This window comes from Neorhizobium sp. USDA 3394 (genome assembly GCF_056280385.1).
The window spans coordinates 2824400-2848902 of record NZ_JBWCDU010000001.1; the positions used below are offsets into that span (position 1 = coordinate 2824400).

Genomic DNA, 24503 nt, shown 5'->3' on the forward strand with positions numbered 1-24503 from the left:
CAACGATGGAGTGCAATCATGCCCACCGCAAAGGCATCCGCAAAGCGGGGCGAGCATACGACAAGAAGAGTGCTTCTGGCTCGAGAGCTCAGCGATGTGGAAATGGCAGCGATCCGCGACGCGAAGGTCAAGACGGACGCGCCCTATAATCTCGACGATCTCGACGATGAAGGCAATCATATCTCCGGAAAACCGTCGGATCGGGCGCGTTGAAAATCCCTCATTCGGCGCCAGTCGGTAGCATTGTCGCCTACGAATATCTCTGGCATTCCCAATCCGGAACAAGGGACGACGGCGAGAAAACGCGCCCTGCGGTTATCGTCGTGTCTGCCGTCCGCGATGGAAGCAAAGAGATCGTCTATTGCCTCGGCATCTCGCATAGCGAACCGAAATCTCACCAACGGGCTTTGCCTCTGCCAGCAAAGCTGCTGAGGTATCTCGGCCTCTCGGACGAGCCGTCCTGGGCTTATACCGACCAGTTGAATGTCTTCATCTGGCCAGGGCCTGATTTGCGGCCCGCTTCGCTGTTGTCGAGCCGACCGCGCGCCGACGACAGCTGCGTGATTGGCCATCTGCCGAGCGACTGGTTCGAGTTGCTCAAGATGCATCTTGAGGAAAGCCGGCGGCTCGGGAAACTCGCCGCCATCAAACGCAGCGAATAGACATCTAAGCCGCATGCACCTCGCGGCTATCCTTCGGCGCTTCCTTCCTCTCGAACATGCCGTAGTCCCTGACGACATGGCCGATCCGCAGGCGGTAGTCGGCAAAGACGCCGCCGCGGCCGGCTTTCTGGGCGGCGCGGTGGCTTTCGAGATTGCGCCATGCCTTGACCGCCTCCTCGTCCCGCCAGAAAGACAGGGAGAGGATTTTTCCGCGAAGCGTCAAGCTTTCGAAACGCTCGATCGAGATGAAGCCGTCGATGGTTTCCAGCTCCGACCGCAGCTCCCCGGCAAGGTCGAGATATTTGTGGCGTTCGCCCATATAGGGGATGACTTCGAAAATGACGGCGATCATGGCCTTACAAAAGCTCCGTGCGACATGGATACGTTCTTGAGGAAAATCCGGTCCTCCTTCAGGATGAAGCGTTCGCGCTTCGAGAACGCGTAATTCTCCTGCCCGAGCGGATCGGCCATCAGCCGGGCGCGATAGGTCTCGTAGGCGGCGAGGCTGTCGATGTTGTAGACGCCGTAGGCCGTCGTCGCCGAGCCCTCGTGCGGGCCGAAATAACCGATCAGGTCGGCGCCGCAGCGCGGGATCGCCTGACCCCAGTTGCGGGCATATTCAGTGAACTGATCCTTCTTGAACGGGTCGATCTCGTAGCGGATGAAACAGGTGATCATGACTTCGTCTCCTTTGGTTGCGGAGGTGTTTTGCCATGTTGCCAGACGAAGATGCTTCGGTTACCGTCGAAGTATGAAAGAAGGTCCAGACATTGCTCGCATCGGGATGCTGTTCGGCGATCCCGCCCGTGCCAACATTCTGACCGCCCTGATGGGCGGCCAGGCGCTGACGGCGACCGAACTTGCGCAAGCGGCCGGCGTGACGGTGCAGACGGCCAGTTCGCATCTCTCCAAGCTCGAAGACGGCGGCATTCTGACCCAGCGCAAGCAGGGCCGGCACCGTTATTTCACGCTTGCCGACGCGGCGGCCGGCACGCTGCTCGAAACCATCATGGGGTTTGCGGCAAGCAGGGGACATCTGCGCCACCGGCCGGGGCCGAAAGATCCGGCGCTGCGCAAGGCCCGCGTCTGCTACGATCATCTCGCCGGCGACTATGGTGTGAGAATGCTCGACAGTTTCGTCGCCCGCGGCGCGATCGAGAGCGATGGCGAGAACCTGGCGATGACCGAGGACGGCCGCGCGGAACTCGGCACGCTCGGCATCGATGTCGCATCGCTTACGTCCAGCCGCCGACCGCTCTGCAAATCCTGCCTCGACTGGAGCGAGCGGCGCTCGCATCTGGCCGGCACGCTCGGCAAGGCGCTTCTCTCGCATTTCCTCGAAAACGGCTGGGCACGGCGCAGCGGTGAAAGCCGCGCCGTGCTGTTCACTCCCGAGGGCGAACGGAAATTCCTGGCGCTGTTTCCGGCCGACTGAAGGTCATGACCAGCGCGTCTGCATAATCCTCTCCCACAATGCGATCGCAAAGGCTGCTCCATTCACAGCCCGTGCAGGCACGGCGTGTCACGCCGGCAGAGAAGGCGCGGCGCAATTTCTCGAACAGCGCCGGATCGGAGGCGATCACCGACCCGATCTCAAGCTCCCGCTCGAGCAGGCGGGCAACATCCGCCAGCGCCGCTGCATCGCGACCGGTAACGGAAGCACCGAAACAATGCGCATCTTCATCTGAGAGAAGCGGGGCGCAGATATCGTCGGGGCCGGAAACGATCTCGATCGGCTCGCCGGCAGAAAGCCGGCCGGCGAGACGACGATAGTTGGCGACGAAGGCTGGGCTATAGCCCTCGCCGACGAAGGTCAGCATGCAGAGAAGATGATGCGGCCGCAGCCTCACCGTCACTCAACCGCAGCGCGGTTGCGGGAGGCGACCGCGGCAAGGACAGCCGCAGCCAGGCCCGATTTCAGCGCAGCCCCGAGGATGAACGGGGCAACACCGGCCCAGAACGCCTTTTCAGCGCCGATCAGTGCCGCGAGCCAGGCCCAGCCGAGCGCAAGGCAGAGAAGGTTTGCGCTCAGATGAGCCGAGAAGCTGGCGAGGATGCGCCGCCCGGTCCAGCCGCGTTCGGCAAGCCAGCCGGCAAGGGCGGCAATCACCGGAAAGGAAAAGAGATAACCGGCGGTCGGCCCTGCGAAGGCGGCAATGCTGCCCGACCCACCCGCCAGCACGGGCGCTCCAAGCGCTGCTTCTCCAAGCCACGCAAGCACCGTCAAGGCGCCAAGCCGCCAGCCGTAAAGCGCGCCGATCATGGTCACGGCGAAGGTCTGCATGGTGATCGGGACCGGAACCATCGGCACGGCGATCCGGGACGCGATCGCCAGCACCAGCGTCCCCGCAAGCACGAACAGGACCTTGGCAGGAACGGACCGGCCGGCAAGCCGGAAGGGATCGAAAACAAGTGTCTGGTGGGAAGTCATCAGGGACATCGAGGCTCTCCTTTTCAAATTATAGATAATTTTGATTCTCATCTATTTTATGAAATGGTTTTTGGCAGATGACAAGCGCTCAGCGGCCGGATCGTTGCCACGACATCGAGTCGGCAAACACAAAACCCCTTATTTCATGGGAAAGTCACCGAAAATAAAATTATCTATAATTTTTGAAAACGTCAGCCAACGATGGCAAAGATCTCGCGCGGAGTACCGGTCTTGGCCGGTTGCGGGCCACGCCCGATCCATTGCACGTGCTTCTGCAGGATGGCGGCGGCCTCGTCGGTCTTGCCCTGCCGGAGAGCGGCCAGAATGGCGCGGTGGTCGTGGTCGGTGCGCTTTTCCCAGCCCGACTGCCAGGCGGAAAACAGGAAGCGCGCGCTTGCGGCATGCAGGTCGTCGATCGAGGCGAGCAGGCGCTTCATGCCGCAGGGCGTGAGGATCAGCCGGTGGAAACGGCGGTTCGCCGCCTCCCAGGCATGCACGTCGGCTGCAGCATCGCCCTCACGGGTCGCCTCCTCCGCCGCATCGAGGATGGCGGTGGTCAGGTGGCGGGCGGCGTGGCGGAGCGCCAGCACTTCCAGCACGGCGCGCATTTCCGCCACTTCGCGGACTTCGGCGAGATCGAAGGAGGCGACGCGCACGCCGCGGCGCGGCTCGCTGATCGCCAGGCCCTGCGCCTCCAGCCGGCGGAAGGCCTCGCGCACCGGCACGTGGCTGGTCTGAAATTCCTCGGCGATGTGATCCTGACGAAGACGAGCACCCGGAGCGAGCTCGCCGCGCACGATGCGGTCGGCAAGCACCCGGCTGATGCGGCTGGCGATGGTGTCTTCCGGCTCCTTGCCCATCAGCGTTCCTTAGAACGCCGTTCCCGGCTTGTCGAGAGCCGCCCGCTACGCTTGTCCCAGCCATGCATGGCGGTTGGTTGAGGTTTCCATTACCATCGTATAAAAGCCCGCTTCACCGTCCATACAAGGCCCATAAAAGGCATTTTCTCATGAGCAGCTTCGACCTCATCATCTTCGATTGCGACGGCGTTCTCGTCGATTCAGAAATCATCGCGGCGCAGGTGGAATCCCGGCTGCTGACCGAAGCGGGTTATCCGATCAGCGTCGAGGAAATGGGTGAGCGCTTCGCCGGCATGACCTGGAAGAACATCCTCCTGGCCGTGGAAAAGGAAGCCGATATTCCCCTGTCGGCCTCGCTGCTCGACAAGTCCGAGACGCTGCTCGATGCGCGGCTTGCCCGCGACGTGAAGATCATCGACGGCGTGAAATTCGCGCTGGCAAGGCTGACGACGCAGCGCTGCATCTGCTCCAATTCGAGCACCCACCGGCTCGACGTGATGCTCGAAAAGGTCGGCCTGAAACCCTATTTCGCGCCGCATATCTATTCCGCCAAGGATCTCGGGCCGGATCGGGTGAAGCCGAAGCCGGATATCTTCCTGCACGCGGCCGAGCAGTTCAAGGTCGCGCCGGAGAAGTGCCTGGTGATCGAGGATTCCACCCATGGCGTCCACGGCGCCAAGGCGGCCGGCATGCGCGTCGTCGGTTTTACCGGCGCATCGCATACCTATCCGAGCCATGCCGACCGGCTGACCGATGCGGGCGCTGAAACGGTGATCTCGCGGATGGTGGACCTGCCGGCCGTCATCGCCGCGCTCGGCGAATGGGCCGGGGCGCTCTAAGCGCCCCGATCAGCTCTTTCTCGATCAGCTCCGGCGGGCCGGCTTCTTTGCCGGGCCGGTGTCGAAGCCGAGGCGGACGCGGGTGAAGCGCGAGGCACCGCCTTGCGCGTTCGGGATCTGCACGTCCGCCTTGCTGAAGATGAACTGGGTACCGCCGGCCGGCATCTCGACCGGGAAAGCCACTTTCTGCGAATAGATGACGTTGTCGCCGTCGACCACTTCAACGAGGATCGGCAGGGTGACCTGGCCGGGAACGCCGACGGGACCCTGGACGACACGTCCTTGCGCGACGAGGTTGATCGTCAGCGTCGTCTCATTGGCCGTGCACTGACGCGTCGCGTCGGCGAGCGAGGCCTGGTAGAGCAGTTTTTCCGGCGTGTTCTCGCCGCCGCGCGCATAGGCGCGGTGGATGGCGGTCTGTTCCAGCATGACGACCGGCGGGCAGAAGGCTTGTACGACCGCGGTCGCGGCCTGATCGGCGGGGGCAGCGGTGGCGGTTGGGGTCAGTCCTTCGGTCGGCGCCGAGGAATTGCAGCTTGCGAGAACCGCCACGACCGATACCGCCAGAAAACCACGCGAAATCTTTGCAAACACCGTACTCAACCCTCTTCCATCCCAATATCTGGGCCATCTACCTGGCGAACCGGAGTGTCATTTTCCGGTCTTTCACCGCCCATTTTCCTGGTCTATATCAGCGGCGCGAATAAAAATCGATTGGGGTTGATGGTCGTGGACTATATTTCTACCCGGGGCGAAGCCGCTCCGCTCGGATTCCGGGATGCGCTGATGGCGGGTCTTGCCCGCGACGGCGGCCTTTACGTGCCACGCCAATGGCCTTCGCTCTCCAAGAAGGAGATCCGCGCGCTGCGCGGCAAGACCTATCAGGAGGTCGCCTTCGAGATCCTCAAGCACTTCGTCGGCGATGAAATCCCCGCCGACAAGCTGAAGGGAATGATAGACGAGGCCTATGCCACGTTCCGGCATCCGGCCGTCGTGCCGCTGGTACAGACCGGGCCGAACGACTTCGTGCTCGAACTCTTCCACGGCACCACACTCGCCTTCAAGGACGTGGCGATGCAGCTGCTCGCCCGGCTGATGGACTATGTGCTCGCCGAACGCGGCGAACGGGCCACCATCGTCGGCGCAACGTCGGGAGATACGGGCGGAGCGGCGATCGACGCATTCGCGGGCCGCGAGCGCACCGACATCTTTATCCTTTTCCCGCATGGCAAGGTCTCGCCCGTACAGCAGCGGCAGATGACCACGTCCAGTGCCGCCAACGTGCATGCGCTGGCGCTGAAGGGCAATTTCGACGACTGCCAGAATATCGTCAAGGAGATGTTCAACGACGTCGCCTTCCGCGACCGGGTGAAGCTCTCGGGCGTCAACTCGATCAACTGGGCGCGCATCATGGCGCAGGTGGTCTATTATTTCACGGCCGCCGTTTCGCTCGGCGGGCCGGACCGGAAAATCTCCTTCACGGTGCCGACCGGCAATTTCGGCGACATCTTCGCGGGTTACGTGGCCAAGAAGATGGGCCTGCCGATCGACCGGCTGGTGATCGCAACCAACGACAACGACATCCTTGCCCGCACGCTGAAGACCGGGCGCTACGAAATGCGCGACGTCAAGGCGACCACCTCGCCCTCGATGGACATCCAGATCTCGTCCAATTTCGAGCGGCTGCTGTTCGAAGCCTATGGCCGCGACGCCGGCTCGGTTCGCGCAGCCATGGCCGGCCTCAAACAATCCGGCAGTTTCGAGATCAAGCCTGACGCGTTGAAGGCGATCCGCCGCGAGTTCCGCGCCGGCCGGGCAACGGAGCGGCAGGTTGCCGCGACGATCCGCGAAACCCTTTCCGAGACCGGCTACCTCCTCGATCCCCATACCGCGACCGGTGTTTTCGTCGCAGGCAAGAACGCAAAACCGGCAAGCCCGATGGTCACTCTCGCCACCGCGCACCCGGCCAAATTTCCGGCCTCGGTAAAATCCGCTTGCGGAATTGATCCGGCGCTTCCATCATGGCTTGCTGATCTTATGCAAAGGGAGGAGCGCTTCGATATCTTGGAGCCTGAGCTTAAGTCCGTCGAAACTTTCATCGGCGAGCATGCCCGCGCTAAGTAAAATAGGTATCGGCGGCGCCGGAAAGACGTAAAGATGAATGTAGAAATCACCCGGCTCGCCTCCGGGTTGACGGTCGTCACCGAAACCATGCCGCATCTGGAGAGCGTCGCGCTGGGTGTCTGGATCAAGTCCGGATCACGTAACGAGACCGAGGACGAACATGGGATCGCCCACCTCCTCGAGCACATGGCCTTCAAGGGCACGACCCGCCGCAGCGCCCGTGACATCGCCGAGGAGATCGAGAATGTCGGCGGCGAACTCAATGCCGCAACATCCACCGAAACCACCTCCTATTACGCGCGGGTGCTCAGGGACAACGTACCGCTCGCGGTCGACATCCTTGCCGATATCCTGACGGAATCGGAATTCGACGAGGAGGAACTTCGCCGCGAAAAGCACGTCATCCTCCAGGAGATCGGGGCTGCCAACGACACGCCCGACGACGTGGTTTTCGACAAGTTTTCCGAGGTCGCCTATCGGGGCCAGACGCTCGGCCGGCCGATCCTCGGCACGCCGGATACGGTCAAGGGTTTCACGCCCGGGCAGATCCGCAACTACCTTTCGCGCAATTACACGACCGACCGGATGTTCGTGGTCGCTGCCGGCGCCGTGGATCACACGACGTTCGTCCGCCAAGTCGAGGAGCGCTTTGCCCGCCTGCCCATGACCCCGAGCGCACCGCCCGTGCTGGAAGTCGCCCGCTATATCGGCGGCGACGTGCGAGAAACCCGCGACCTCATGGACGCGCAGGTCCTGCTCGGTTTCGAGGGCAAGGCCTATCACGTGCGCGACTTCTACTGCTCGCAGATTCTCGCCAACATCCTCGGCGGCGGCATGTCCTCGCGGCTGTTCCAGGAAGTGCGGGAACGTCGCGGCCTATGTTATTCGGTCTATGCCTTCCACTGGGGTTTTTCCGATACCGGCATCTTCGGCATCCATGCGGCAACCGGCGGCAACGAGTTGCCGACGCTGGTGCCCGTCATCATCGACGAGCTGCGCAAGTCCTCGGAAACCATTCATCAGCAGGAGATCGACCGCGCCCGCGCCCAGATCCGCGCCCAGCTTCTGATGGGCCAGGAAAGCCCGGCCGCCCGCGCCGGCCAGATCGCCCGCCAGATGATGCTGTACGGACGCCCGATCCCGAACCCGGAAATGATGGAGCGGCTGGAAGGCATCACCACGGAGCGGCTCACCGATCTTGCCGGACGGCTGTTTTTCGATACAGTTCCCACCTTGTCGGCGGTCGGCCCGATCGAACAGCTCGCGCCACTGACCGACATCTCCACGGCGCTTGCAACGCCGGGGATCCAGACCAAGAAGGCTGCCGGTTAAACCGGCGCCCTGCCCGGAGCAGCACTAGCATGACCAGATCGGTGTTTCGGTTCCTGTCGCGACAGCCGGACACACCAGAGCTTTATGGCGAAAACCACCTGCTCCGGCTTCCCCGTTATTCCGACTACAAACAATGGCAGCGGCTGCGCTCGGAAAGCCGGCCTTTCCTGCAGCCCTGGGAGCCGATCTGGCGGCCGGACGAGCTGACCGAGGGAGCGTTCCGCCTGCGCGTCGTCAGAAGCGGACAGGAATATGCCTCCGGCCTTGCCGTGCCGCTGCTTCTCTTCCGCCGCGACGACCAGGTGCTGCTCGGCGGCCTGACCATCGGCTATATCCGCCGGGGTGCGGCGCAGAGCTGCATGGTCGGTTACTGGATGGGCGAGAAACATTCCGGCCAAGGCCACATGTTGGCCGCATTGAAGGTGGCTATCCCGTATATCTACGGCGGACTTCAGTTGCACCGGATCGAGGCAGCCTGTATTCCGGAGAACTGGAAAAGTGTCCGGCTTTTGGAAAAGGCCGGTTTCGAGCAGGAAGGTCTTTTGCGCAAGTATCTCAAAATCAATGGCGAATGGCGCGACCACCTGATGTTTTCCCGCCTGCCGGAAGACGGCGAGTTCGGGAAGATGCTGAAGCCATGAACGCCTCAGCCTTGCGTCTTGCGTCATTGATCCGCTTTTTTCCGGCGATCATCGCCCTCCTCGCCGCCGCCATGGTCCTGACGGCTGGCCCAGGTGCGCGCGCCGCGGAGCCGGTCAAGATCTCGCGAGACGACACGGCACTCGACCTCACGCGAACTACCGATATCTACGTCAACCAGGGCGAGGCCTTCCAGGTCTCGACCGCCGCCGGCGCGGACGGCATCCGTCGCCGCATCGAGGTGCGCGCAAGCTCTCCCGGCCACCAGGGCGACTGGGCGGTCTTCGCACTTTCCAACGTCTCGGAAGAACAGCTGGAACGGGTGATCGTCGCACCGCATTTCCGGCTCGCCAATTCGAAAATGTTCTGGCCGGATCTCGGCTCGCAGCGCATCATCTCGATCACGCCCTCCGAAGGCTTCGCGCTCGACCGGATACCGAGCCCTGATGCCGATGTTTTCCGGATCACGCTGAACCCCGGCTCGACCATCACCTTCGTCGCGGAACTGGCAACACCGTCGCTGCCGCAGATCTATCTCTGGCAGCCGGACGCCTACAAGGATACGGTCAACTCGTTCACGCTCTATCGCGGCATCGTGCTCGGCATTGCGGGCCTGCTGGCGGTGTTCCTGACCATTCTCTTCGTCGTCAAGGGCACGTCGATGCTGCCGGCGGCGGCAGCGCTTGCTTGGGCGGTGCTCGCCTATATCTGCGTCGACTTCGGCTTCCTCGACAAGCTGATCACCGTCACCTCGGGCGACCAGCGCATCTGGCGGGCGGCGGCGGAAGTGGCGCTCGCCTCGTCGCTTGTGATCTTCCTCTTCACCTACCTCAACCTCAACCGCTGGCACGTACATCTCGGCTACGCGACGCTTGCCTGGGTGGTCGGCCTGGTGCTGCTCGGCGGCGTGGCGATCTACGATCCGTCCGTCGCGTCGGGCATCGCCCGCCTTTCGTTCGCACTGACGGGCACCGTCGGCATCCTGTTGATCATCTATCTCGGCTTCAACCGCTACGACCGCGCGATCCTGCTGGTGCCTACCTGGGCGTTGATCCTGGTCTGGCTTTTCGCCGGCTGGCTGACGGTGACCGGCAAGCTCGACAACGACATCATACAGCCGGCGCTTGGCGGCGGTCTGGTTCTGATCGTGCTTCTGATCGGCTTCACGGTCATGCAGCATGCCTTTGCCGGCGGCGCCTACCAGCAGGGCCTGTTCTCCGACCTCGAACGGCAATCGCTGGCGCTGACCGGCAGCGGCGACACCGTCTGGGACTGGGACGTGGCCCGCGACCGCGTCGTCACCACGCCCGACATCTCGACCCGGCTCGGGCTCGATGTCGGCGCCATGCACGGACCGGTGCGCAACTGGGTGCCGCGGCTGCATCCCGACGACCGCGACCGTTTTCGCGCCACGCTGGACGTGCTGCTCGAACACCGCCGCGGCCGGCTGAACCATGAATTCCGCATCCGCGCCGAGGACGGCCATTTCCACTGGCTGCAGATCCGCGCCCGGCCGGTGCTCGGTTCGAACGGCGAAATCATCCGCTGCGTCGGCACGATCATCGACGTGACCGAGCAGAAGAATTCCGTCGAACGGCTGCTCCAGGACGCAATGCACGACAACCTGACCGGCCTGCCGAACCGCCAGGTCTTCCTCGACCGGCTGCAATCGGTGCTGACGCTGGCACCGGGCGGCGACACCGTGCGGCCGACGGTGATGGCGATCGACATCGACCGCTACAAGCAGGTCAACGATAGTCTCGGCATCGCGGCGGGGGACAACATCCTGATCGCGCTGACCCGCCGCCTGCGCCGGCTTCTGAAGCCGCAGGACACGCTGGCGCGGCTTGCCGGAGACCAGTTCGGACTGATCCTCGTCTCCGAGCGCGACCCGGCCAAGGTGGCGGACTTTGCTGATGCGGTCTCCAAGGCGATCATGGTGCCGATCAACTTCGCCAACCGCGAAATCATCCTGACCGCCTCCATCGGCCTTTCCTCGTGGGTCGACCAGCAGGAAAGTGCCTCGGGCATGCTGGCCGACGCTGAACTTGCCATGTACCGGGCGAAACGCTCCGGCGGCAACCGGGTCGAGCCTTTCCGCCCCGCCTTCCGGGCCGCCGGCGCCGACAAGCTGCAGATCGAGACCGATCTTCGCCGCGCCATCGAGCGCAAGGAACTGTTTCTCGCCTATCAGCCGATCATCAGCCTGAAGGATGGCGAGATCGCCGGTTTCGAGGCGCTGATGCGGTGGGATCACCCCAAGCGCGGCAGCATCCCGCCCTCGGAATTCATCCCGATCGCCGAAATGTCGGACCTGATCGGGCCGCTCGGCCTGTTCGCCATGGACCGCGCCGCCTCGGATCTGATGGTCTGGCAGGGACAGACCGGCGATCTGCCGGTGTTCGTGTCGGTCAACCTGTCGAGCGGGCAGCTTCTCAACGTCGATCTCTACAACGACGTGCGCGCGCTGTTGCAGAAGACCCAGGTCAATCCGGGCCAGCTGAAGCTCGAACTTACCGAGTCGCTGATGATGGAGAACCCGGAACAGGCGCGGCTGGTGCTCGGCAAACTCAAGGAAACCGGCTTAAGTCTCGCACTCGACGATTTCGGCACCGGCTATTCATCGCTCGCCTACCTCACGCAGTTCCCGTTCGACACGATCAAGCTCGACAAGGCGCTGGTGCGCAACGCAACGGAAAAACGGGCAGTCCTGCTGCGTTCGGTGATCGCCATGGCCCGTGCGCTGGAAATGACCGTGGTGGCGGAGGGCGTCGAGACCGACGAGGACGCGGCGGAACTCGCCAAGATGGGCTGCCATTTCGGCCAGAGCTATCTGTTCGGCCCGCCTGCCCCGGCAGACGCCGTGCTCCGTCTTCTGAAAGAGCGCTTCCCGTTGACCAAGCGGGCGTAGGCTTTCTCAAGCGGCCTTGCCCGCTCTCGGACGCTCGCGAGCGAAAGGGCTGAGGCCCAGCCATTGCTGCATCGAGCTTGCCATTTCCGGATCGCCGTCAAGCTCCAGCCTTCCCTGCGCCATTTCGGTCCGCACGGTCGCAATGCCCATCCAGATGGCGGTCATCGTCCGGAGCGAACTGGTGACGTATAGGTCGATCTCGAAGCCGGGATCGGTCGAGCAGACATCGACGTCGCGGCCATCGACGACCAGCCAGTAGCGTTGCTGCGCCGGGGGCCGCTCGGGATATAAAAACATGACGGTGCAGCGCCGGGACGGCATCGGGGTCGGATCGAGATGGCGGCGCATGTCCCACATCAGCAGCGACGGATCGAGTTTCTGAAGCGAATGCTGGGTCTCGACCCAATGCTGACCCCAGAAGCCGAGGGTCATCACCACCTCGCGCAGATCCTCGCCGGCCGGCGTCAGGTGATATTCCATCACCCCATCGGCCGCCTTGCGGTTTTCGACGATGCCGGCCTGGACCAGTTCCTTCAGCCGTTTCGAAAGCAGGGTCGGCGACATGCGTGGCACGCCGCGGCGGAGGTCGTTGAAACGGCAGCTGCCGCACAGAAGCTCGCGGAGGACGAGCGGCGTCCAGCGGGTGCAGAATATCTCCGCCGCCATCGCCACCGGGCAGAACTGCCCGTAGCTCGCGGTCACTTCCAACATCACCAACCTCCTCGGCATGCCCCGCGGCAAGATAGTCCCGTTCCGGAAACCGACCAAGTCCGCCTTATGTACTATTGATTTGACCTCGGAGCAGTTCCGGATTGACGGCGACGGTCGTTGCGAATTTCATTGCAGCGGGCAACGCACCAGCGGATAGGAGCGAACCGAATGGTTGGAAAGACTTCCAGGAAATCCGGGAAGGTTGCCGAGTCGGCACCCGCCGGCCGCGTTGCGGCGGAGCCGGCGCTCCTTTCGGGTGGCAACCCGCAGATCCCCAAGGGTTACGGTGACGCACCCGTGCAGGCCTATATCGCGGCCATGCCGGGCTGGAAACGCGATGTCGGGCGCCGTCTCGACGCACTTGTCACCAGCACCGTTCCCAACGTCTACAAGGGGGTCAAATGGAATTCGCCGCTCTACGGCATCGAGGGTGACGGCTGGTTCCTCAGCGTCCATTGCTTCACGAACTACATCAAGCTGGCCTTCTTCCGCGGCACCTCGCTCAATCCAGTTCCTCCCGGCACATCCAAAACCCCGCAGACGCGCTACTTCCATATCCATGAGGGAGACCAACTCGACGAGAAACTGCTCGCCGACTGGGTGAAGCAGGCCAGCCAGTTGCCCGGCGAACGGATGTAGCGGCGGGCGAACGGCGACAGCATGAAGAAAGCGATGGCGACCATGGAAACGACGACAAGCATTTCGGACAAAGACCTCTCTCCGGCGCAGTTGATCGATGCGAGGATCCGCGAACTTGGCGACTGGCGGGGAGAGACGCTCGCCCGGGTGCGGATCCTGATCAAGCAGGCCGATCCCGACGTGATCGAGGAATGGAAATGGCGAGGGGTGCCGGTCTGGGAGCACTCGGGGATCATCTGCACCGGCGAAACCTATAAGGCAGCCGTGAAACTGACCTTTGCCAAAGGGGCTTCGCTGGAGGATCCTTCCGGCCTCTTCAACTCCAGCCTCGACGGAAACACCCGGCGCGCCATCGATTTTCACGCGGGCGACAAGATCGATGAGGAGGCGCTGAAGGCATTCATTCGCGCCGCCGTGGCGCTGAATGCCGCCCGCCCCGCCCGCTCCCGGAAGAACCCGAGAAGCTCCTGAAAAGCATCGCCAAACGGCCGGCTTTTCAATGCCATGACCAGGGCCACGGGTTACCGGATCCGCCCCGATCATCCCCGGCGCCGCGGGGACACCGATTCATGTCCGGCGGGGGCTAGTCCATTTCCTGTACTTGCGGCTGCTCGCCGGGCGGCCAACACTCCGCCCATTCTCGACAAATGGGAGGAGAATAGACATGACTGCAGCAACCGAACTCAAACCCGCCCACACCGTCCATCCGAATGCGATCGGCATTGCCAGATCGCTCGGGCCGGCCTTTGCCGCACGCGCCGCCGACGCCGACGGCGGCGATGCCTTCGTTGCCGACAACTATCGCGACCTGCGCCATTCCGGCCTGATCGAGGCTGGCGTCCCCGCCGATCTCGGCGGCGGCGGCGCCGAGGTTCGCGAACTCTGCGACATGATCCGGGAACTCGCGCACCATTGCGGCTCAACGGCGCTCGCCTTTTCGATGCACACGCATCAGGTGGCGATCCCCGCCTGGCGCTGGACGCATCAGAAGGCGGCACCGGTGATGCCGCTTCTCAAACGCGTGGCAGCGGAACGGATCATCCTGCTTTCGAGCGGCGGCTCGGACTGGATCGAAGGATCGGGCAAGGCCGAGAAGGTCGATGGCGGTTACCGGATCACCGGACGCAAGATCTTCACCTCCGGCTCGCCGATCGGCGACATCCTGATGACCGGCGCGGTGCTCGACGAACCGGACGGGCCCAAGGTCCTGCATTTCGGCCTGCCGATGAAATCGCCGCATGTCAAAGTTCTCGACACCTGGAAGGTGATGGGGATGCGCGGCACGGGCTCGAACGACGTGATGATCGAGGGCCATGTGGTGCCGGAAGAGGCGGTCGCGCTGAAGCGCAACCAGGGCGAATGGCACATGCTGTTCCACATCATCTCGATGATCGCCTTCCCACTGATCTACTCGGCCTATCTTGGCGTTGCCGAAAGCGCGCGCGATATCGCGATCGAGATGGCGAAGCGGAAGGAGCCGAACGCCCATGTTATCGATCTTGCCGGGCGGATGGAGACCGAACTTAAGGCGGCGCAATACGCCCATGCCGGCATGATTGCTGCGGCCGAGCGCGGCGAACCTTCGCCGGCCACGACCAACGAGATCATGATCGGCCGCTCGCTGGTCGCCCGCCACGCGATCGCCGCGACGGAACTCGCCATGGAGACAGCAGGCGGCGCAGCGTTCTACCGGGACAAGGGCCTCGAACGCCGCTTCCGCGACATTCAGGGCGCCCGTTACCACCCCATGAGGACAGGACCGCAGCAGGAATTTTCCGGCCGTATCGCCCTGGGTCTCGATACGCTCAGGACCTTTTGAGAAACAAAAACGTGAGGTGGCGACGCCCAAAAAAAACTATCATAGGGTGTATTCCTGCGCCGGAATACACCATCAGGAGAGCGATTTCAACGCAAAGTAGCATCTGTGAAAATATGAAAACGCATATTTTTCAGTTGACGAAATCGTGATCTTGCCCCCTAATTCCCAGGGGTCTCTGAATGCGCCCCATAAACTACTTCCCGCCTTTCGATCCACCGAAAGGCGGGTTTTCTTTTTTCAGCGGGAGTTTTTATCCCCTCTGCGCCTGGATAAGCCGGTGGATATATTCCAGCTTGACCATGACGGCCTGCGAGAGGACGAAGGGGTAGAGGTCCGGCTGGCCCATCGAGCGGTGGATGCTGTTGAGCGCCATGCTGAACGGCACCCAGGCCGAAACGAGCTGTTCCGCATCACGCGCCGCATAAGGGTTGAAGGCCACTTCCGCCGCCATTTCCGCATGGCCGCGCGGTTCGATCACCATGCCATAGGCGCGGGCGGTCTCCAGCGTATCGACGATATGCAGGTAATGGGCGAAGGACTCGGCGAAATCTTCCCACGGGTGGGTGCTGGCATAGGTGCTGATATAGAAATCCTGCCAGCCGGACGGCGGGCCCTGTTCGTAATTTCTCTGCAGCGCCGCGCCGTAGTCGATCGTCTCGTCGCCGAAGATGGCGCGGAACTCCTCCAGCCTGCCGCCGTCTCGCACCAGCTTGTCCCAGATATAGTGACCTGTTTCATGGCGAAAATGCCCGAGCATGGTGCGGTAGGGCTCGTTCATCGAGACGCGCACCTGTTCGCGGGTCGCATCGTCGGCTTCGGCGGCGCGGATCGCGATCAGGCCGTCCTCGTGTCCGGTCATGGCCGGCACGATGGTGCCGTCCGGCTGAACCCCGTCGATCAGGAAATCAAAAACGAGGCCGCCCTGCGGATCCTCGTCACGGTTGGTGTGCGGCAGGTTCCAGCGCATCAGCGAGTAAAAGAGATGCCGCTGCGCCTGGCTGATGCGCCGCCACTGGCTGAGGCCGACCTCGGTCGAGGCATCGGGAACCAATCGGTTGTGCCGGCACGCGGGGCAGAAAGGATGGGGATCGTCCGCGCTGACCGTCCAGTTGCAGATGTCCATCGCGGCATTGGCACAGTGGCGCACCCTATAGTCCGGCCGGGCGACGAGATGCCAGGTGCCCTCTCCCCCTTCGTCCTGCGCGAGCGCATGCATGGCCATATGCTCCGGCACGAAAGCCAGCCGGTGGCCACAGTTCACGCAGGACCGATTGTCGAAATGGATGGTCTGGCCGCAATGATCGCAGTCGTAGAGGCGCATGGAAGGTCCGTCAGTTTCAAAGGGGCGGATACAGAAAACCTGCTCCGGCCGGAGCCGGAACAGGTTCGCATTCTAAGCTTGTAGAGCAACTGTTACATGCGGTCGACAACACCCTTCACCGCATCCTTGACCTTGCCCTTGGCCTGCTGCGCATGGCCCTTGGCTTCCTGGCCCGCACCCTTTGCCTTGAGCTTCGGGTTGTCGGTCATGTCGCCGGCGGCCTGCTTGACCTTGCCGGCCATTTCGTTGGCCTTGCCGGCCATCTTGTCACTGGTGCTGCCCATCGTGCTTCTCCTCGGTGAGGACGCCCATCGTCCTGCTGGGAAAAGAACTCCGAGCCGGAGGCTTCGTTCCTGAAATCTTTTAAAATTGAACGATCAGGCGTGGCCGGCTTCGCTGGAGAGCATTTCCGGGCTGACGCCGAGGAGTGCCAGGGCGCGTTCGTACTTGCCTTCCAGCGCCCGGTCGAAGATCAGCGCATCGCTGGCAGGGCAATTCAGCCAGCCGTTGTTGGCGATCTCGAGTTCCAGCTGGCCGGCGCCCCAGCCGGCGTAACCGAGCAACATCGTGGCACGCGACGGTCCCCGCCCGTCGCAGATGGCGCGGATGATATCGAGCGTGGCGGTCAGCGAGATGTCGTCACTCACCGGAATGGAGGACTCGCTGACGAAATCGTCCGAATGCAGCACGAAACCGCGGCCGGTCTCGACCGGACCGCCGGACAGGATCGGCAGATCACGGGTCTGCCCCGGCAGCATGATCGCATCGGCCTGATCCATGATCTTCAGGTGGAGGAGAACGTCCGTGAATGAGATCTGCTGCGCGCGGTTGATGATGAAGCCCATCGCGCCGGCCGGCGAATGGGCACAGATATAAACGACGGCGCGCGTGAAATTGCTGTCCTGCATGCCCGGCATGGCAATCAGGAACTGTCCGTCCAGGAAGCCCCGTTCACTCTTGTCCCCGAGGGTCGAGAAAGACATGATGCCTCCAGCCTGCCTTCCGGCCCGGCCAAACGGGCAGGAGAGCGTCAATTGCAATTCCATCAAGATGGGCCAGTCGCCCCGATCAATCAACCGAAAATGATCAGTCCGCGCGGGCTCGTGACTGGTTCGGGCAAGGCCAATCGGTTAAACGCTTGGTCGATGAAGAGAATTTCGCCGATCAGCATCCCGTCTCGCGCGCCCATGGCGCTCGCCGCCTGCATTACTGCAGGCGCAGTTCTGGGCATTGCCTCGATGAGTTGCGCCGAGACCACGCCCTGGGCGAGCAACGAGGGTGGCCGGATGCGGGTGGTGGCGATGCCGCCCGAGCCCGACGGTACGGTGCGCGGCGCGCTGCAGATCGAACCGAAGGCCGGCTGGATCACCTATTGGAAGGAGCCGGGCGATGCCGGCATTCCGCCGCAGATGGTGTTTTCCAAGGCAAGCGGCGTGACGCTGAACAGCATGAGCTATCCCGTGCCGAAACGGATCGACAACGGCAAGCTGCGTGACATCGGCTACGACCATGCGGTCACCCTGCCCTTCGAGCTCAAGATGGAAGATCCCGGCAAGCCGCTGAACCTCGGCGCTTCCGCCTTCGTCGGCCTTTGCCGCAATATCTGCATTCCGTTCCAGGCGGAATTCTCGCTGCAGCTCGGCGCCACCAGGGGCACACCGGTCGAAGAGGCGATGATCCTCAACGCGGCGGCCTCGACGCTGCCGGAACCGCCCTCGGAGGACTTCGCCGTCACCTCCTACGCGATGACGCAGGGGCGCGACAAGCTGGCCCTGAAGCTGAAACTGCCGCCCGAGGCCTCGGCACCGCCGCAGGTGATCGTCACCGGTCCGCAGGGCCATGTGCTCTTCGACGGCGTCAACGGACGGCGCGACGGCGACGCCTACGCGCTTGACATGCCGGTCGGCAAATTGCCGAAAAATTACGACATCAAGGGCAAGCGCTGGGGCATCCTGGTGATCGCCGGCAACCGGGCCATGGAAACCTCGCTCGCGTTCGACTGACGTCACGTCCTGTTGATCGGACCTGCCTCCGGCGGCCTGTTGCATTGCGGCCTTTCCCTTGTCTTGCGCCAAGCGCGCTCTATAGTGCGCCGCGAATGGCGGGCCTGAAACAAGCGCTCGCCCAACCGAGGAGAGCACCATGACGATTGCCATCGGCGATAAACTTCCCACAGCCAAGTTCAAGGAAAAGACCGCGGACGGTCCGGTGGAGATCACCACCGAACAGCTTTTCGACGGCAAGAAGGTCGTGCTTTTCGCCGTGCCGGGCGCGTTTACGCCCACCTGCACGCTGAACCACCTGCCGGGCTATCTCGAAAACCGCGACGCGATCCTTTCCAAGGGAGTCGATGACATTGCCGTTCTCGCCGTCAACGACTGGCACGTGATGGGCGCTTGGGCGACCCAGACCGGCGGCCTCGGCAAGATCCACTTTCTGGCCGACTGGGACGGCGCCTTCACCAAGGCGCTCGGCCTCGATGCCGACCTTTCCGCCGGCGGCCTCGGCGTGCGCTCGAAGCGTTATTCGATGCTGGTCGAAAACGGTGTCGTGAAGTCGCTCAACGTCGAGGAGAGCCCCGGCCAGGCCACCGTCTCCGGTGCCGCCGCGATGCTGGAACAGCTCTGAGGCCGAGTTTGCATCTGGTTTGAAAAGGGCGCCGGGTGGCGCCCTTTTTTGTTTTACGTCCCTTATCGCGTTTTGACTCCGCCTTCTTTCCGCCATACTCGTTATAACATAACTGTAATGTTATTACGTAAAGGGCGGACCGAATGGCACATGCACACCCCTCCCCTGGCTTGATCGGCCGTTCGGCTCTTGGCCGCCTCGTCTACGTCGCGTTGCTTCTCGGCCTGCTGTGGCTGGCAATCGCCTGGGCGGTGATGCTTCCGTGAGCGCCCTCCTCACGCTCGATAACCTCACGGTCACCTACGACCGTCATGCCGCCGTCCATCACGTATCGGGTTTCTTCCGGGCCGGCAGCCTGACTGCGATTGCCGGGCCGAACGGGGCCGGCAAATCGACGCTGATGAAGGCGATCATGGGGGAGTTAAGGCCGGCGGAAGGGCGGCTGCAGCATCGGCTCGTCCGCAGCGATTTCGGCTACCTGCCGCAGGCGGCCGATATCAACCGGCGTTTCCCGATCTCGGTCCTCGATACGGTGCTGCTCGGCGCCTGGCGGCATACGGGCGCCTTCAGGGCGAACGGAGCGAAGGAGCATGCCCGAGCGGCCGGGACGCTCGCCGCCGTCGGTCTCGGCGGGTTCGAACGACGGCCGATCGGCTCGCTTTCGGCCGGGCAGTTCCAGCGGGTGCTGTTTGCGCGCCTTCTGCTTCAGGATGCCAAGGTCATCCTGCTCGACGAACCCTTTACGGCGATCGACGCGCGCACGACACAGGACCTGCTCGACATCGTCGCGCACTGGCATGGCGAGGGCCGCACCGTGATCGCCGTGCTGCACGACATCGAACAGGTGCGGACGCATTTTCCCGAGACCCTGCTTCTGGCCCGCGAATGCATCGCCTGGGGGCCGACGGCGGAGGTGATGTCGCCCGCCAATCTGCTCAAGGCGCGGATGATGGCGGAGCGGTGGGACGACGGCGCAGGGATTTGCGAGAGCCCGAGCGGAAAGGCCTCGAGCAACGGGGTTGTCGCATGAGCGCCTACGATCTGCTGATCGCGCCGTTTGCCGATTACGGCTTCATGCGCCGGGCGCTGGTCGCCTGCCTGTGCCTGGCGCTCGGCTCCGGACCGATCGGCGTCTTCCTCATGCTGCGGCGCATGAGCCTGATGGGCGATGCGATGAGCCATGCGGTGCTGCCGGGTGCGGCGATCGGCTATCTCGTCGCCGGATCGCTGTCGCTGACCGCGATGGGGATCGGCGGGCTCGTGGCGGGTCTTTCGGTGGCTCTGCTTTCCGGCGTCGTCAGCCGGGCCACCGTGCTGCAGGAAGACGCGAGCTTCGCAAGCTTCTACCTGACCTCGCTGGCCCTGGGCGTGCTGATCGTCTCCCTGCGCGGGTCCAATATCGATCTCCTGCATGTGCTGTTCGGCACCATTCTTGCCATCGACGGCCCCGCACTCGCGCTCATCGGCTCGATCACGTCGGTGACGCTCATCGCCCTTGCCCTGGTCTACCGGCCGCTGGTGGCGGAATGTTTCGATCCGGGCTTCCTGCGCACCGTCGGCGGCCGCGGGCCGGTCTATCACGCGCTGTTCCTGCTGCTCGTGGTGCTGAACATGGTCGCGAGCTTTCAGGCACTCGGCACGCTGATGGCGGTCGGGCTGATGATGCTGCCGGCCGCGGTAGCGCAGCTCTGGGGCCGCAGCCTGACTGCGATGATCGCTCTTGCCGCCGCCACGGCGGCCGTCTCCGGCTATGTCGGGCTGGTCGCCTCCTATCATTTCGAACTCGCCTCCGGCCCGACGATCATCATGACGGCGGCGGTGATCTACGGCCTTTCCATTCTTTTCGCACCGTCCGGCCTTGCCCGGCGGCTCTTCCCCCGCCCGCATCTCGCGGGCTGACCTCAAGGAGACCTCGATGATATCCCGCAGACTGTTTCTCTCCGCCGCCGTTCCCGCCCTGATGGCCTTTTCCGCCGTGCCGGCCTTCGCGGACACGCTCAAGGTCGTCGCCTCCTTCACGGTGCTCGGCGACGTCGTCTCCCAGGTGGGCGGCAAACATGTGAAGGTGACGAACCTCGTCGGCCCGAACGGCGATCCCCATGAATTCGAGCCATCGCCGGCGGACGCCCGGAACCTCAAGGCGGCGCAGGTGGCCTTCGTCAGCGGCGAAGGCCTGGAAGGCTGGATGGACCGGCTGATCACCGCTTCGGGCTACAAGGGCAAGCCGGTCGTGGTCTCGCAAGGCGTCAACACCCGCACCATGGACGAGGACGGCAAGACAGTGACCGATCCGCATGTCTGGAACAGCCCGGTCAACGTCAAGGTCTGGGTCGCCAATATCGAAAAGGCGCTGTCGGAGGCAGATCCGGCCGATGCGAGCGCCTTCAAGGCGAATGCCGAAGCCTATCTCCAGAAGCTCGACGCGATGAATGCCTATGCGCATTCCAAGTTCGACGCGGTACCCGCCGACCGCCGCAAGGTGCTGACCAGCCATGATGCCTTCGGGTATTTCGGCCGCGAATACAATGTCAGCTTTTTGGCGCCGCTCGGCCTTTCGACCGAAACCGAAGCCTCAGCCGCCGGCGTCGCCAAGCTGATCGAGCAGATCAAGGCGGAGGGGGTAAAAACCTACTTCCTCGAAAACTCCAACGATCCGCGGCTGGTGAAGCAGATCGCCAAGGCGACGGCTGCCCAGCCGGGCGGCGAGCTTTATGTCGAATCGCTCTCGGACGCCAAGGGGCCGGCGCCGACCTATGAAAAGATGTTCCGCTACAATGTCGACCAGATCGCCGCGGCGATGGCGAAATCGAGCTGATCCCGCAAGAGGAGGCTGCGGGCAAACGCCCGCGGCCTTTCCTCAGACCGCCATGTCGAAGACCAGGAGCCCCGACAGACCGCCGTCCGCAGAGCCGATGATCCGGTCGCCGACAGCTATATGGTCCGGATGGACGAGATAGGCGTCGCGTGCCTCGGGGTTTTCGAAGGTCACGATAAAACCGTCGAGAAAGCCGCCGTTCAGGCCTTCCGGCGAAACGTTCTGGCCGAATTTCACGTCGAGGATGCCGGGCGTGACATCCTTCAGCGCGGCGACCGCATCGTAGATCGACTGCTTGTCGGCCTGCTGGATAGCGGCCTTGAACCGAACGAATACGCAATGCAGGATCATGAGCGGAGCTCCACGGGTTGTTGGCGGCAGAATAGTGACTGATGCTCGGAGCGCAACAGCGGCTCAGGCGATTTCCAGAAGAAGCGCGCGGTGGTCGGAAACTTCCGGCTCGGCGACCACGTCGAAATTCTCGACCTTCACCCCCGGCGTCACCAGCAGGTAGTCCGCATAACGGCCGTCCTTCGGATACCAGGAGGTGCGGGTATCGGTGAAGCCGCAGGTGGTGACGAGATCGGTGAGGCCGAGCCTGCCAAGGATCGCGAAGGTCTCGCTGTCGGGCAGAAGGTTGAGGTCGCCGCAGACGACCAGCGCCTCGCCCGGCTGCCAGATCTTTTCGATCAGCGCGACAAGAGCATGCGCCTGCGCCAGCCGGGCCGGCGTATCGCCCTTGCCGGCAAGGTCCCGCAAGCCGTGCATCTGCACGATCGTCACTGCCGAGCCGGTATCGTAGCGATGGATGCGGATGCCGTGGGCATTGCGCGAGCGAGGATGCTCGCCCCAGCCGTCGGCCGAAAACTCCCCATGCACGAAACCGAGATGCTGGCCGATGATCGGGAAAGAGCCGCGCACGAAGGTGGCGAGGCCGAATTCGGAGGCGACTTCCCGCTCACCCTCGAACAGCGTGCCGCGGGCCACCGGCGCATACATCGCCTCATGGCCGGGCAGAACCGCCCTCACATCCTCATAGAGGCTGGCGCGCTGGGGCAGTTCGAAGGCGCCGTCGCGATAGGCCAGCCAGTCGGCGTCCGCATCCGGGGTGCGGGTAACTTCCTGCAGGCAGAGCACATCCGGCTCAGCCTCCTTGAGATACTGCATCAGCGGCGCATGGACGCGGCCGCCCCAGGCGTTGAGAGAGATCAGGCGCAAGGTCATCGCTCAGCGCTCCGCCTACTTCTTCTTGAACGGCGCCATCCCAAGGCGGGCAAGCTCGTCGGCGCGCTCGTTTTCCGGATGGCCGGCGTGGCCCTTCACCCAGTGGAGCGTCACCTTGTGCTTGTTGCGCGCTTCCTCAAGCTGCTGCCAGAGCTCGGCATTCTTCACCGGCTTCTTGTCGGCGGTCTTCCAGCCGTTCTTCTTCCAGCCGAAGATCCATTTGGAAATGCCGTCCATCACATATTTGCTGTCGGTGTGAAGGTTGACCTCGCACGGGGTTTTCAGCGCGTTCAGCGCGGTGATCGCGGCCATCAGTTCCATGCGGTTGTTGGTCGTCTCCGCCTCGCCGCCGAACATTTCCTTTTCCGTGTCGCCATAACGCAGGATGGCGCCCCAGCCGCCCGGGCCGGGATTGCCGGAACAGGCGCCGTCGGTGAAAATCTCTACCTGTTTCATGATGCGGACAGTCTTTCCTCGGCCAGCCCGTATTCGCTGGCGGACGTGATTTGGCGGTGGAAGCGCAGCTTGCGCAGATATTCGAGCGGGTCTTTCTTGACCACCAGCGCGCCGGCCGGCGTCGTCAGCCAGTCGTAAAGCCTGGTCAGGAAGAAGCGCAGCGCCGAGCCGCGGGCGAGGATCGGCAAGGCCTCGATCTCTCCCGCGTCGAGCGGGCGGACGCTCTGGTAACCTTCGAGCAGCGCCTGGCCCTTGGTGAGATTGTAGGCGCCGTCCTTTTCGAAACACCAGGCATTCAGGCAGATCGAGACGTCATAGGCGAGCAAGTCGTTGCAGGCGAAATAGAAGTCGATCAGGCCGGACAGTTCGTCGCCCAGGAAGAAGACGTTGTCCTGGAAGAGATCCGCATGGATGACGCCGGCGGCCAAATCCTTCGGCCAGTTCCGGTCCAGGTGATCAAGTTCCGAGGAGATCTCGTCCTGCAGGCCGGGCTCGACCTCGTCGGCGCGCGCGGCGGACTTTTCCCAAAGCGTCTTCCAGCCCTCGACGGAAAGCGAGTTCGGGCGCGTCAGCTCGAAATCCTGGCCGGAGAGGTGCATCCGGGCGAGCGCCTTGCCGACCTCGCGGCAATGTTTCGCCTCCGGCTTCCTCAGCCACATGCCTTCGAGGAAGGAGATGAGGGCAGCGGGCCGGCCGGACAGGGTGCCGTAGAGACTTCCGTCGTTGCGCGGCAGGGGCAGCGGGCAGGACAGGCCGCCGGCGGCCAGATGCTGCATCAGGCCGAGGAAAAACGGCAGGTCGCGCTCGTCCGTGCGCTTTTCGTAAAGCGTCAAGATCAGCGGATCGCGGGTCGTGTGCAACAGGAAGTTCGAATTCTCGACGCCTTCGGCAATCCCCTTGTAGGAGGTCAGTTCGCCGACATCGTATTCGGTCAGGAACTGCTTCAGGTCGTCTTCGGTGATATCGGTGTAAACGGCCAAGGTGTCATCCCGCTTGAGTCTGCCGCGCAGATTGGTGATGGGGCTTTCCTAGCGGCTCGCCCGGCCCTTCGCTAGAGGTCAGGGGGCTCGAAGCTGAAATCGAACCATTCCA

Annotated in this window: 31 protein-coding genes; 17 read left to right on the forward strand and 14 right to left on the reverse strand. The window is 63.2% G+C overall.

Annotation, left to right across the window (positions count from 1 at the left end):
* Positions 1 to 18: 18 nt before the first annotated feature.
* Both ACZ9EJ_RS13950 and ACZ9EJ_RS13955 read left to right on the forward strand, forming a co-directional pair.
* Positions 19 to 213 (forward strand): hypothetical protein, encoded by a 195-nt coding sequence (locus ACZ9EJ_RS13950; protein ID WP_046632636.1) that lies wholly within the window; start codon positions 19 to 21, stop codon positions 211 to 213.
* 110 nt (positions 214 to 323) lie between these two features.
* Entirely contained in the window at positions 324 to 662 is a 339-nt protein-coding gene (locus ACZ9EJ_RS13955; protein ID WP_251089402.1) for a hypothetical protein, read from the forward strand.
* A 4-nt stretch (positions 663 to 666) separates the two neighbouring features.
* Here the strand turns inward: ACZ9EJ_RS13955 and ACZ9EJ_RS13960 are convergent, their stop codons facing one another.
* Positions 667 to 1014, reverse strand: coding sequence for an antibiotic biosynthesis monooxygenase family protein (locus ACZ9EJ_RS13960; RefSeq protein ID WP_046641561.1), 348 nt, complete (start codon positions 1012 to 1014; stop codon positions 667 to 669).
* Positions 1011 to 1340, reverse strand: coding sequence for an NIPSNAP family protein (locus tag ACZ9EJ_RS13965; protein ID WP_046641560.1), 330 nt, complete (start codon positions 1338 to 1340; stop codon positions 1011 to 1013). Before ACZ9EJ_RS13965 ends, ACZ9EJ_RS13960 begins: the two co-directional genes overlap by 4 nt.
* Positions 1341 to 1413: 73 nt before the next feature.
* Here ACZ9EJ_RS13965 and ACZ9EJ_RS13970 point away from each other — a divergent pair, with 73 nt between their 5' ends.
* Positions 1414 to 2097: an ArsR/SmtB family transcription factor gene (locus tag ACZ9EJ_RS13970; RefSeq protein WP_046641559.1), complete on the forward strand. Its 684-nt coding sequence runs from the start codon at positions 1414 to 1416 to the stop codon at positions 2095 to 2097.
* On the opposite strand, the gene ACZ9EJ_RS13975 is transcribed toward ACZ9EJ_RS13970, so the two are convergent.
* From ACZ9EJ_RS13975 to ACZ9EJ_RS13985, 3 genes are all read right to left on the reverse strand, one after another.
* Positions 2048 to 2518: a DUF1284 domain-containing protein gene (locus tag ACZ9EJ_RS13975; protein ID WP_046641558.1), complete on the reverse strand. Its 471-nt coding sequence runs from the start codon at positions 2516 to 2518 to the stop codon at positions 2048 to 2050. The genes ACZ9EJ_RS13970 and ACZ9EJ_RS13975 overlap by 50 nt on opposite strands.
* Positions 2515 to 3102, reverse strand: coding sequence for a biotin transporter BioY (locus ACZ9EJ_RS13980; protein WP_046641557.1), 588 nt, complete (start codon positions 3100 to 3102; stop codon positions 2515 to 2517). Before ACZ9EJ_RS13980 ends, ACZ9EJ_RS13975 begins: the two co-directional genes overlap by 4 nt.
* Before the next feature lie 182 nt (positions 3103 to 3284).
* Complete coding sequence (locus ACZ9EJ_RS13985; RefSeq protein WP_046641556.1) at positions 3285 to 3953, reverse strand: GntR family transcriptional regulator; 669 nt, start codon at positions 3951 to 3953, stop codon at positions 3285 to 3287.
* 149 nt (positions 3954 to 4102) lie between these two features.
* On the opposite strand from ACZ9EJ_RS13985, the gene ACZ9EJ_RS13990 reads away from it, so the two are divergent.
* Positions 4103 to 4792, forward strand: a complete 690-nt coding sequence (locus tag ACZ9EJ_RS13990; RefSeq protein ID WP_046641555.1) for an HAD family hydrolase — start codon at positions 4103 to 4105, stop codon at positions 4790 to 4792.
* A gap of 24 nt (positions 4793 to 4816) precedes the next feature.
* On the opposite strand, the gene ACZ9EJ_RS13995 is transcribed toward ACZ9EJ_RS13990, so the two are convergent.
* Complete coding sequence (locus ACZ9EJ_RS13995; RefSeq protein WP_080954172.1) at positions 4817 to 5386, reverse strand: PilZ domain-containing protein; 570 nt, start codon at positions 5384 to 5386, stop codon at positions 4817 to 4819.
* A gap of 126 nt (positions 5387 to 5512) precedes the next feature.
* Between ACZ9EJ_RS13995 and thrC the strand changes: the two genes are divergently transcribed.
* The 4 genes from thrC (at position 5513) to ACZ9EJ_RS14015 (ending at position 11798) form a co-directional block, all read left to right on the forward strand.
* Positions 5513 to 6916 carry a threonine synthase gene (thrC, locus tag ACZ9EJ_RS14000; RefSeq protein ID WP_251089405.1) on the forward strand — a complete coding sequence of 468 codons (1404 nt, stop codon included), beginning with the start codon at positions 5513 to 5515 and terminating at the stop codon, positions 6914 to 6916.
* Positions 6917 to 6949: 33 nt separating this feature from the next.
* Entirely contained in the window at positions 6950 to 8248 is a 1299-nt protein-coding gene (locus ACZ9EJ_RS14005) for a M16 family metallopeptidase (protein WP_046632652.1), read from the forward strand.
* Between the two features lie 29 nt (positions 8249 to 8277).
* Complete coding sequence (locus ACZ9EJ_RS14010) at positions 8278 to 8889, forward strand: GNAT family N-acetyltransferase (RefSeq protein ID WP_046632654.1); 612 nt, start codon at positions 8278 to 8280, stop codon at positions 8887 to 8889.
* A gap of 71 nt (positions 8890 to 8960) precedes the next feature.
* Positions 8961 to 11798 (forward strand): EAL domain-containing protein, encoded by a 2838-nt coding sequence (locus tag ACZ9EJ_RS14015; RefSeq protein ID WP_251089483.1) that lies wholly within the window; start codon positions 8961 to 8963, stop codon positions 11796 to 11798.
* 6 nt (positions 11799 to 11804) lie between these two features.
* On the opposite strand, the gene ACZ9EJ_RS14020 is transcribed toward ACZ9EJ_RS14015, so the two are convergent.
* Positions 11805 to 12509, reverse strand: coding sequence for a winged helix-turn-helix transcriptional regulator (locus ACZ9EJ_RS14020; RefSeq protein ID WP_046641553.1), 705 nt, complete (start codon positions 12507 to 12509; stop codon positions 11805 to 11807).
* 168 nt (positions 12510 to 12677) lie between these two features.
* On the opposite strand from ACZ9EJ_RS14020, the gene ACZ9EJ_RS14025 reads away from it, so the two are divergent.
* The 3 genes from ACZ9EJ_RS14025 (at position 12678) to ACZ9EJ_RS14035 (ending at position 14967) form a co-directional block, all read left to right on the forward strand.
* A complete protein-coding gene (locus ACZ9EJ_RS14025) occupies positions 12678 to 13148 on the forward strand; it encodes a DUF1801 domain-containing protein (RefSeq protein ID WP_046641552.1) in 471 nt (156 codons plus the stop codon).
* A gap of 21 nt (positions 13149 to 13169) precedes the next feature.
* Positions 13170 to 13619, forward strand: coding sequence for a DUF1801 domain-containing protein (locus ACZ9EJ_RS14030; protein ID WP_046641551.1), 450 nt, complete (start codon positions 13170 to 13172; stop codon positions 13617 to 13619).
* A gap of 193 nt (positions 13620 to 13812) precedes the next feature.
* Positions 13813 to 14967: an acyl-CoA dehydrogenase family protein gene (locus ACZ9EJ_RS14035; RefSeq protein WP_046641550.1), complete on the forward strand. Its 1155-nt coding sequence runs from the start codon at positions 13813 to 13815 to the stop codon at positions 14965 to 14967.
* 250 nt (positions 14968 to 15217) lie between these two features.
* Here ACZ9EJ_RS14035 and ACZ9EJ_RS14040 read toward each other — a convergent pair whose 3' ends face one another.
* From ACZ9EJ_RS14040 to ACZ9EJ_RS14050, 3 genes are all read right to left on the reverse strand, one after another.
* Entirely contained in the window at positions 15218 to 16288 is a 1071-nt protein-coding gene (locus ACZ9EJ_RS14040; RefSeq protein ID WP_046641549.1) for a zinc-binding metallopeptidase family protein, read from the reverse strand.
* A 92-nt stretch (positions 16289 to 16380) separates the two neighbouring features.
* Positions 16381 to 16572, reverse strand: coding sequence for a CsbD family protein (locus ACZ9EJ_RS14045; protein ID WP_046607099.1), 192 nt, complete (start codon positions 16570 to 16572; stop codon positions 16381 to 16383).
* Positions 16573 to 16665: 93 nt separating this feature from the next.
* Entirely contained in the window at positions 16666 to 17271 is a 606-nt protein-coding gene (locus ACZ9EJ_RS14050; RefSeq protein WP_046632669.1) for a YqgE/AlgH family protein, read from the reverse strand.
* Positions 17272 to 17433: 162 nt separating this feature from the next.
* On the opposite strand from ACZ9EJ_RS14050, the gene ACZ9EJ_RS14055 reads away from it, so the two are divergent.
* The 6 genes from ACZ9EJ_RS14055 to ACZ9EJ_RS14080 all read left to right on the forward strand — a co-directional run bounded on the left by ACZ9EJ_RS14055 (position 17434) and on the right by ACZ9EJ_RS14080 (position 21731).
* Positions 17434 to 18291, forward strand: coding sequence for a protein-disulfide reductase DsbD domain-containing protein (locus tag ACZ9EJ_RS14055; RefSeq protein ID WP_255742874.1), 858 nt, complete (start codon positions 17434 to 17436; stop codon positions 18289 to 18291).
* Between the two features lie 139 nt (positions 18292 to 18430).
* Positions 18431 to 18916 (forward strand): peroxiredoxin, encoded by a 486-nt coding sequence (locus ACZ9EJ_RS14060; protein WP_046632673.1) that lies wholly within the window; start codon positions 18431 to 18433, stop codon positions 18914 to 18916.
* Between the two features lie 143 nt (positions 18917 to 19059).
* On the forward strand, positions 19060 to 19182 hold the full coding sequence (locus ACZ9EJ_RS14065; RefSeq protein ID WP_255742873.1) for a hypothetical protein: 123 nt from the start codon (positions 19060 to 19062) through the stop codon (positions 19180 to 19182).
* Positions 19179 to 19946, forward strand: coding sequence for a metal ABC transporter ATP-binding protein (locus tag ACZ9EJ_RS14070; protein ID WP_046641547.1), 768 nt, complete (start codon positions 19179 to 19181; stop codon positions 19944 to 19946). Before ACZ9EJ_RS14065 ends, ACZ9EJ_RS14070 begins: the two co-directional genes overlap by 4 nt.
* Positions 19943 to 20815, forward strand: coding sequence for a metal ABC transporter permease (locus ACZ9EJ_RS14075; RefSeq protein ID WP_046641546.1), 873 nt, complete (start codon positions 19943 to 19945; stop codon positions 20813 to 20815). Before ACZ9EJ_RS14070 ends, ACZ9EJ_RS14075 begins: the two co-directional genes overlap by 4 nt.
* 16 nt (positions 20816 to 20831) lie before the next feature.
* Complete coding sequence (locus ACZ9EJ_RS14080) at positions 20832 to 21731, forward strand: metal ABC transporter substrate-binding protein (protein WP_046641545.1); 900 nt, start codon at positions 20832 to 20834, stop codon at positions 21729 to 21731.
* Positions 21732 to 21773: 42 nt separating this feature from the next.
* Here ACZ9EJ_RS14080 and ACZ9EJ_RS14085 read toward each other — a convergent pair whose 3' ends face one another.
* From ACZ9EJ_RS14085 to ACZ9EJ_RS14100, 4 genes are all read right to left on the reverse strand, one after another.
* A complete protein-coding gene (locus tag ACZ9EJ_RS14085) occupies positions 21774 to 22082 on the reverse strand; it encodes a Dabb family protein (protein WP_046631154.1) in 309 nt (102 codons plus the stop codon).
* 63 nt (positions 22083 to 22145) lie between these two features.
* Positions 22146 to 22955 (reverse strand): endonuclease/exonuclease/phosphatase family protein, encoded by an 810-nt coding sequence (locus tag ACZ9EJ_RS14090; RefSeq protein ID WP_251089414.1) that lies wholly within the window; start codon positions 22953 to 22955, stop codon positions 22146 to 22148.
* Positions 22956 to 22970: 15 nt separating this feature from the next.
* The gene (gene rnhA / locus ACZ9EJ_RS14095) at positions 22971 to 23411 is read right to left on the reverse strand and encodes a ribonuclease HI (RefSeq protein WP_046641544.1); all 441 of its coding nucleotides are present in this window, start codon (positions 23409 to 23411) and stop codon (positions 22971 to 22973) included.
* Positions 23408 to 24391 carry a homoserine kinase gene (locus tag ACZ9EJ_RS14100; RefSeq protein ID WP_046641543.1) on the reverse strand — a complete coding sequence of 328 codons (984 nt, stop codon included), beginning with the start codon at positions 24389 to 24391 and terminating at the stop codon, positions 23408 to 23410. The genes rnhA and ACZ9EJ_RS14100 overlap by 4 nt, the downstream gene beginning before the upstream one ends.
* Positions 24392 to 24503 lie beyond the last annotated feature (112 nt).

Coding starts and splice junctions, on each gene's coding strand:
- ACZ9EJ_RS14080 (WP_046641545.1), top strand. CDS start 20,832: ATGATATCCCGCAGACTGTTTCTCTCCGCCGCCGTTCCCGCCCTGATG.
- ACZ9EJ_RS14075 (WP_046641546.1), top strand. CDS start 19,943: ATGAGCGCCTACGATCTGCTGATCGCGCCGTTTGCCGATTACGGCTTC.
- ACZ9EJ_RS14090 (WP_251089414.1), bottom strand. CDS start 22,955: ATGACCTTGCGCCTGATCTCTCTCAACGCCTGGGGCGGCCGCGTCCAT.
- ACZ9EJ_RS14020 (WP_046641553.1), bottom strand. CDS start 12,509: ATGTTGGAAGTGACCGCGAGCTACGGGCAGTTCTGCCCGGTGGCGATG.
- ACZ9EJ_RS14010 (WP_046632654.1), top strand. CDS start 8,278: ATGACCAGATCGGTGTTTCGGTTCCTGTCGCGACAGCCGGACACACCA.
- ACZ9EJ_RS14085 (WP_046631154.1), bottom strand. CDS start 22,082: ATGATCCTGCATTGCGTATTCGTTCGGTTCAAGGCCGCTATCCAGCAG.
- ACZ9EJ_RS13960 (WP_046641561.1), bottom strand. CDS start 1,014: ATGATCGCCGTCATTTTCGAAGTCATCCCCTATATGGGCGAACGCCAC.
- ACZ9EJ_RS14005 (WP_046632652.1), top strand. CDS start 6,950: ATGAATGTAGAAATCACCCGGCTCGCCTCCGGGTTGACGGTCGTCACC.
- ACZ9EJ_RS14055 (WP_255742874.1), top strand. CDS start 17,434: ATGAAGAGAATTTCGCCGATCAGCATCCCGTCTCGCGCGCCCATGGCG.
- ACZ9EJ_RS13970 (WP_046641559.1), top strand. CDS start 1,414: ATGAAAGAAGGTCCAGACATTGCTCGCATCGGGATGCTGTTCGGCGAT.
- ACZ9EJ_RS14050 (WP_046632669.1), bottom strand. CDS start 17,271: ATGTCTTTCTCGACCCTCGGGGACAAGAGTGAACGGGGCTTCCTGGAC.
- ACZ9EJ_RS14015 (WP_251089483.1), top strand. CDS start 8,961: ATGGTCCTGACGGCTGGCCCAGGTGCGCGCGCCGCGGAGCCGGTCAAG.
- ACZ9EJ_RS14065 (WP_255742873.1), top strand. CDS start 19,060: ATGGCACATGCACACCCCTCCCCTGGCTTGATCGGCCGTTCGGCTCTT.
- ACZ9EJ_RS14035 (WP_046641550.1), top strand. CDS start 13,813: ATGACTGCAGCAACCGAACTCAAACCCGCCCACACCGTCCATCCGAAT.
- ACZ9EJ_RS14060 (WP_046632673.1), top strand. CDS start 18,431: ATGACGATTGCCATCGGCGATAAACTTCCCACAGCCAAGTTCAAGGAA.
- ACZ9EJ_RS14030 (WP_046641551.1), top strand. CDS start 13,170: ATGAAGAAAGCGATGGCGACCATGGAAACGACGACAAGCATTTCGGAC.
- ACZ9EJ_RS13990 (WP_046641555.1), top strand. CDS start 4,103: ATGAGCAGCTTCGACCTCATCATCTTCGATTGCGACGGCGTTCTCGTC.
- ACZ9EJ_RS14045 (WP_046607099.1), bottom strand. CDS start 16,572: ATGGGCAGCACCAGTGACAAGATGGCCGGCAAGGCCAACGAAATGGCC.
- ACZ9EJ_RS13985 (WP_046641556.1), bottom strand. CDS start 3,953: ATGGGCAAGGAGCCGGAAGACACCATCGCCAGCCGCATCAGCCGGGTG.
- ACZ9EJ_RS13980 (WP_046641557.1), bottom strand. CDS start 3,102: ATGTCCCTGATGACTTCCCACCAGACACTTGTTTTCGATCCCTTCCGG.
- rnhA (WP_046641544.1), bottom strand. CDS start 23,411: ATGAAACAGGTAGAGATTTTCACCGACGGCGCCTGTTCCGGCAATCCC.
- ACZ9EJ_RS14040 (WP_046641549.1), bottom strand. CDS start 16,288: ATGCGCCTCTACGACTGCGATCATTGCGGCCAGACCATCCATTTCGAC.
- ACZ9EJ_RS13950 (WP_046632636.1), top strand. CDS start 19: ATGCCCACCGCAAAGGCATCCGCAAAGCGGGGCGAGCATACGACAAGA.
- ACZ9EJ_RS13965 (WP_046641560.1), bottom strand. CDS start 1,340: ATGATCACCTGTTTCATCCGCTACGAGATCGACCCGTTCAAGAAGGAT.
- ACZ9EJ_RS14025 (WP_046641552.1), top strand. CDS start 12,678: ATGGTTGGAAAGACTTCCAGGAAATCCGGGAAGGTTGCCGAGTCGGCA.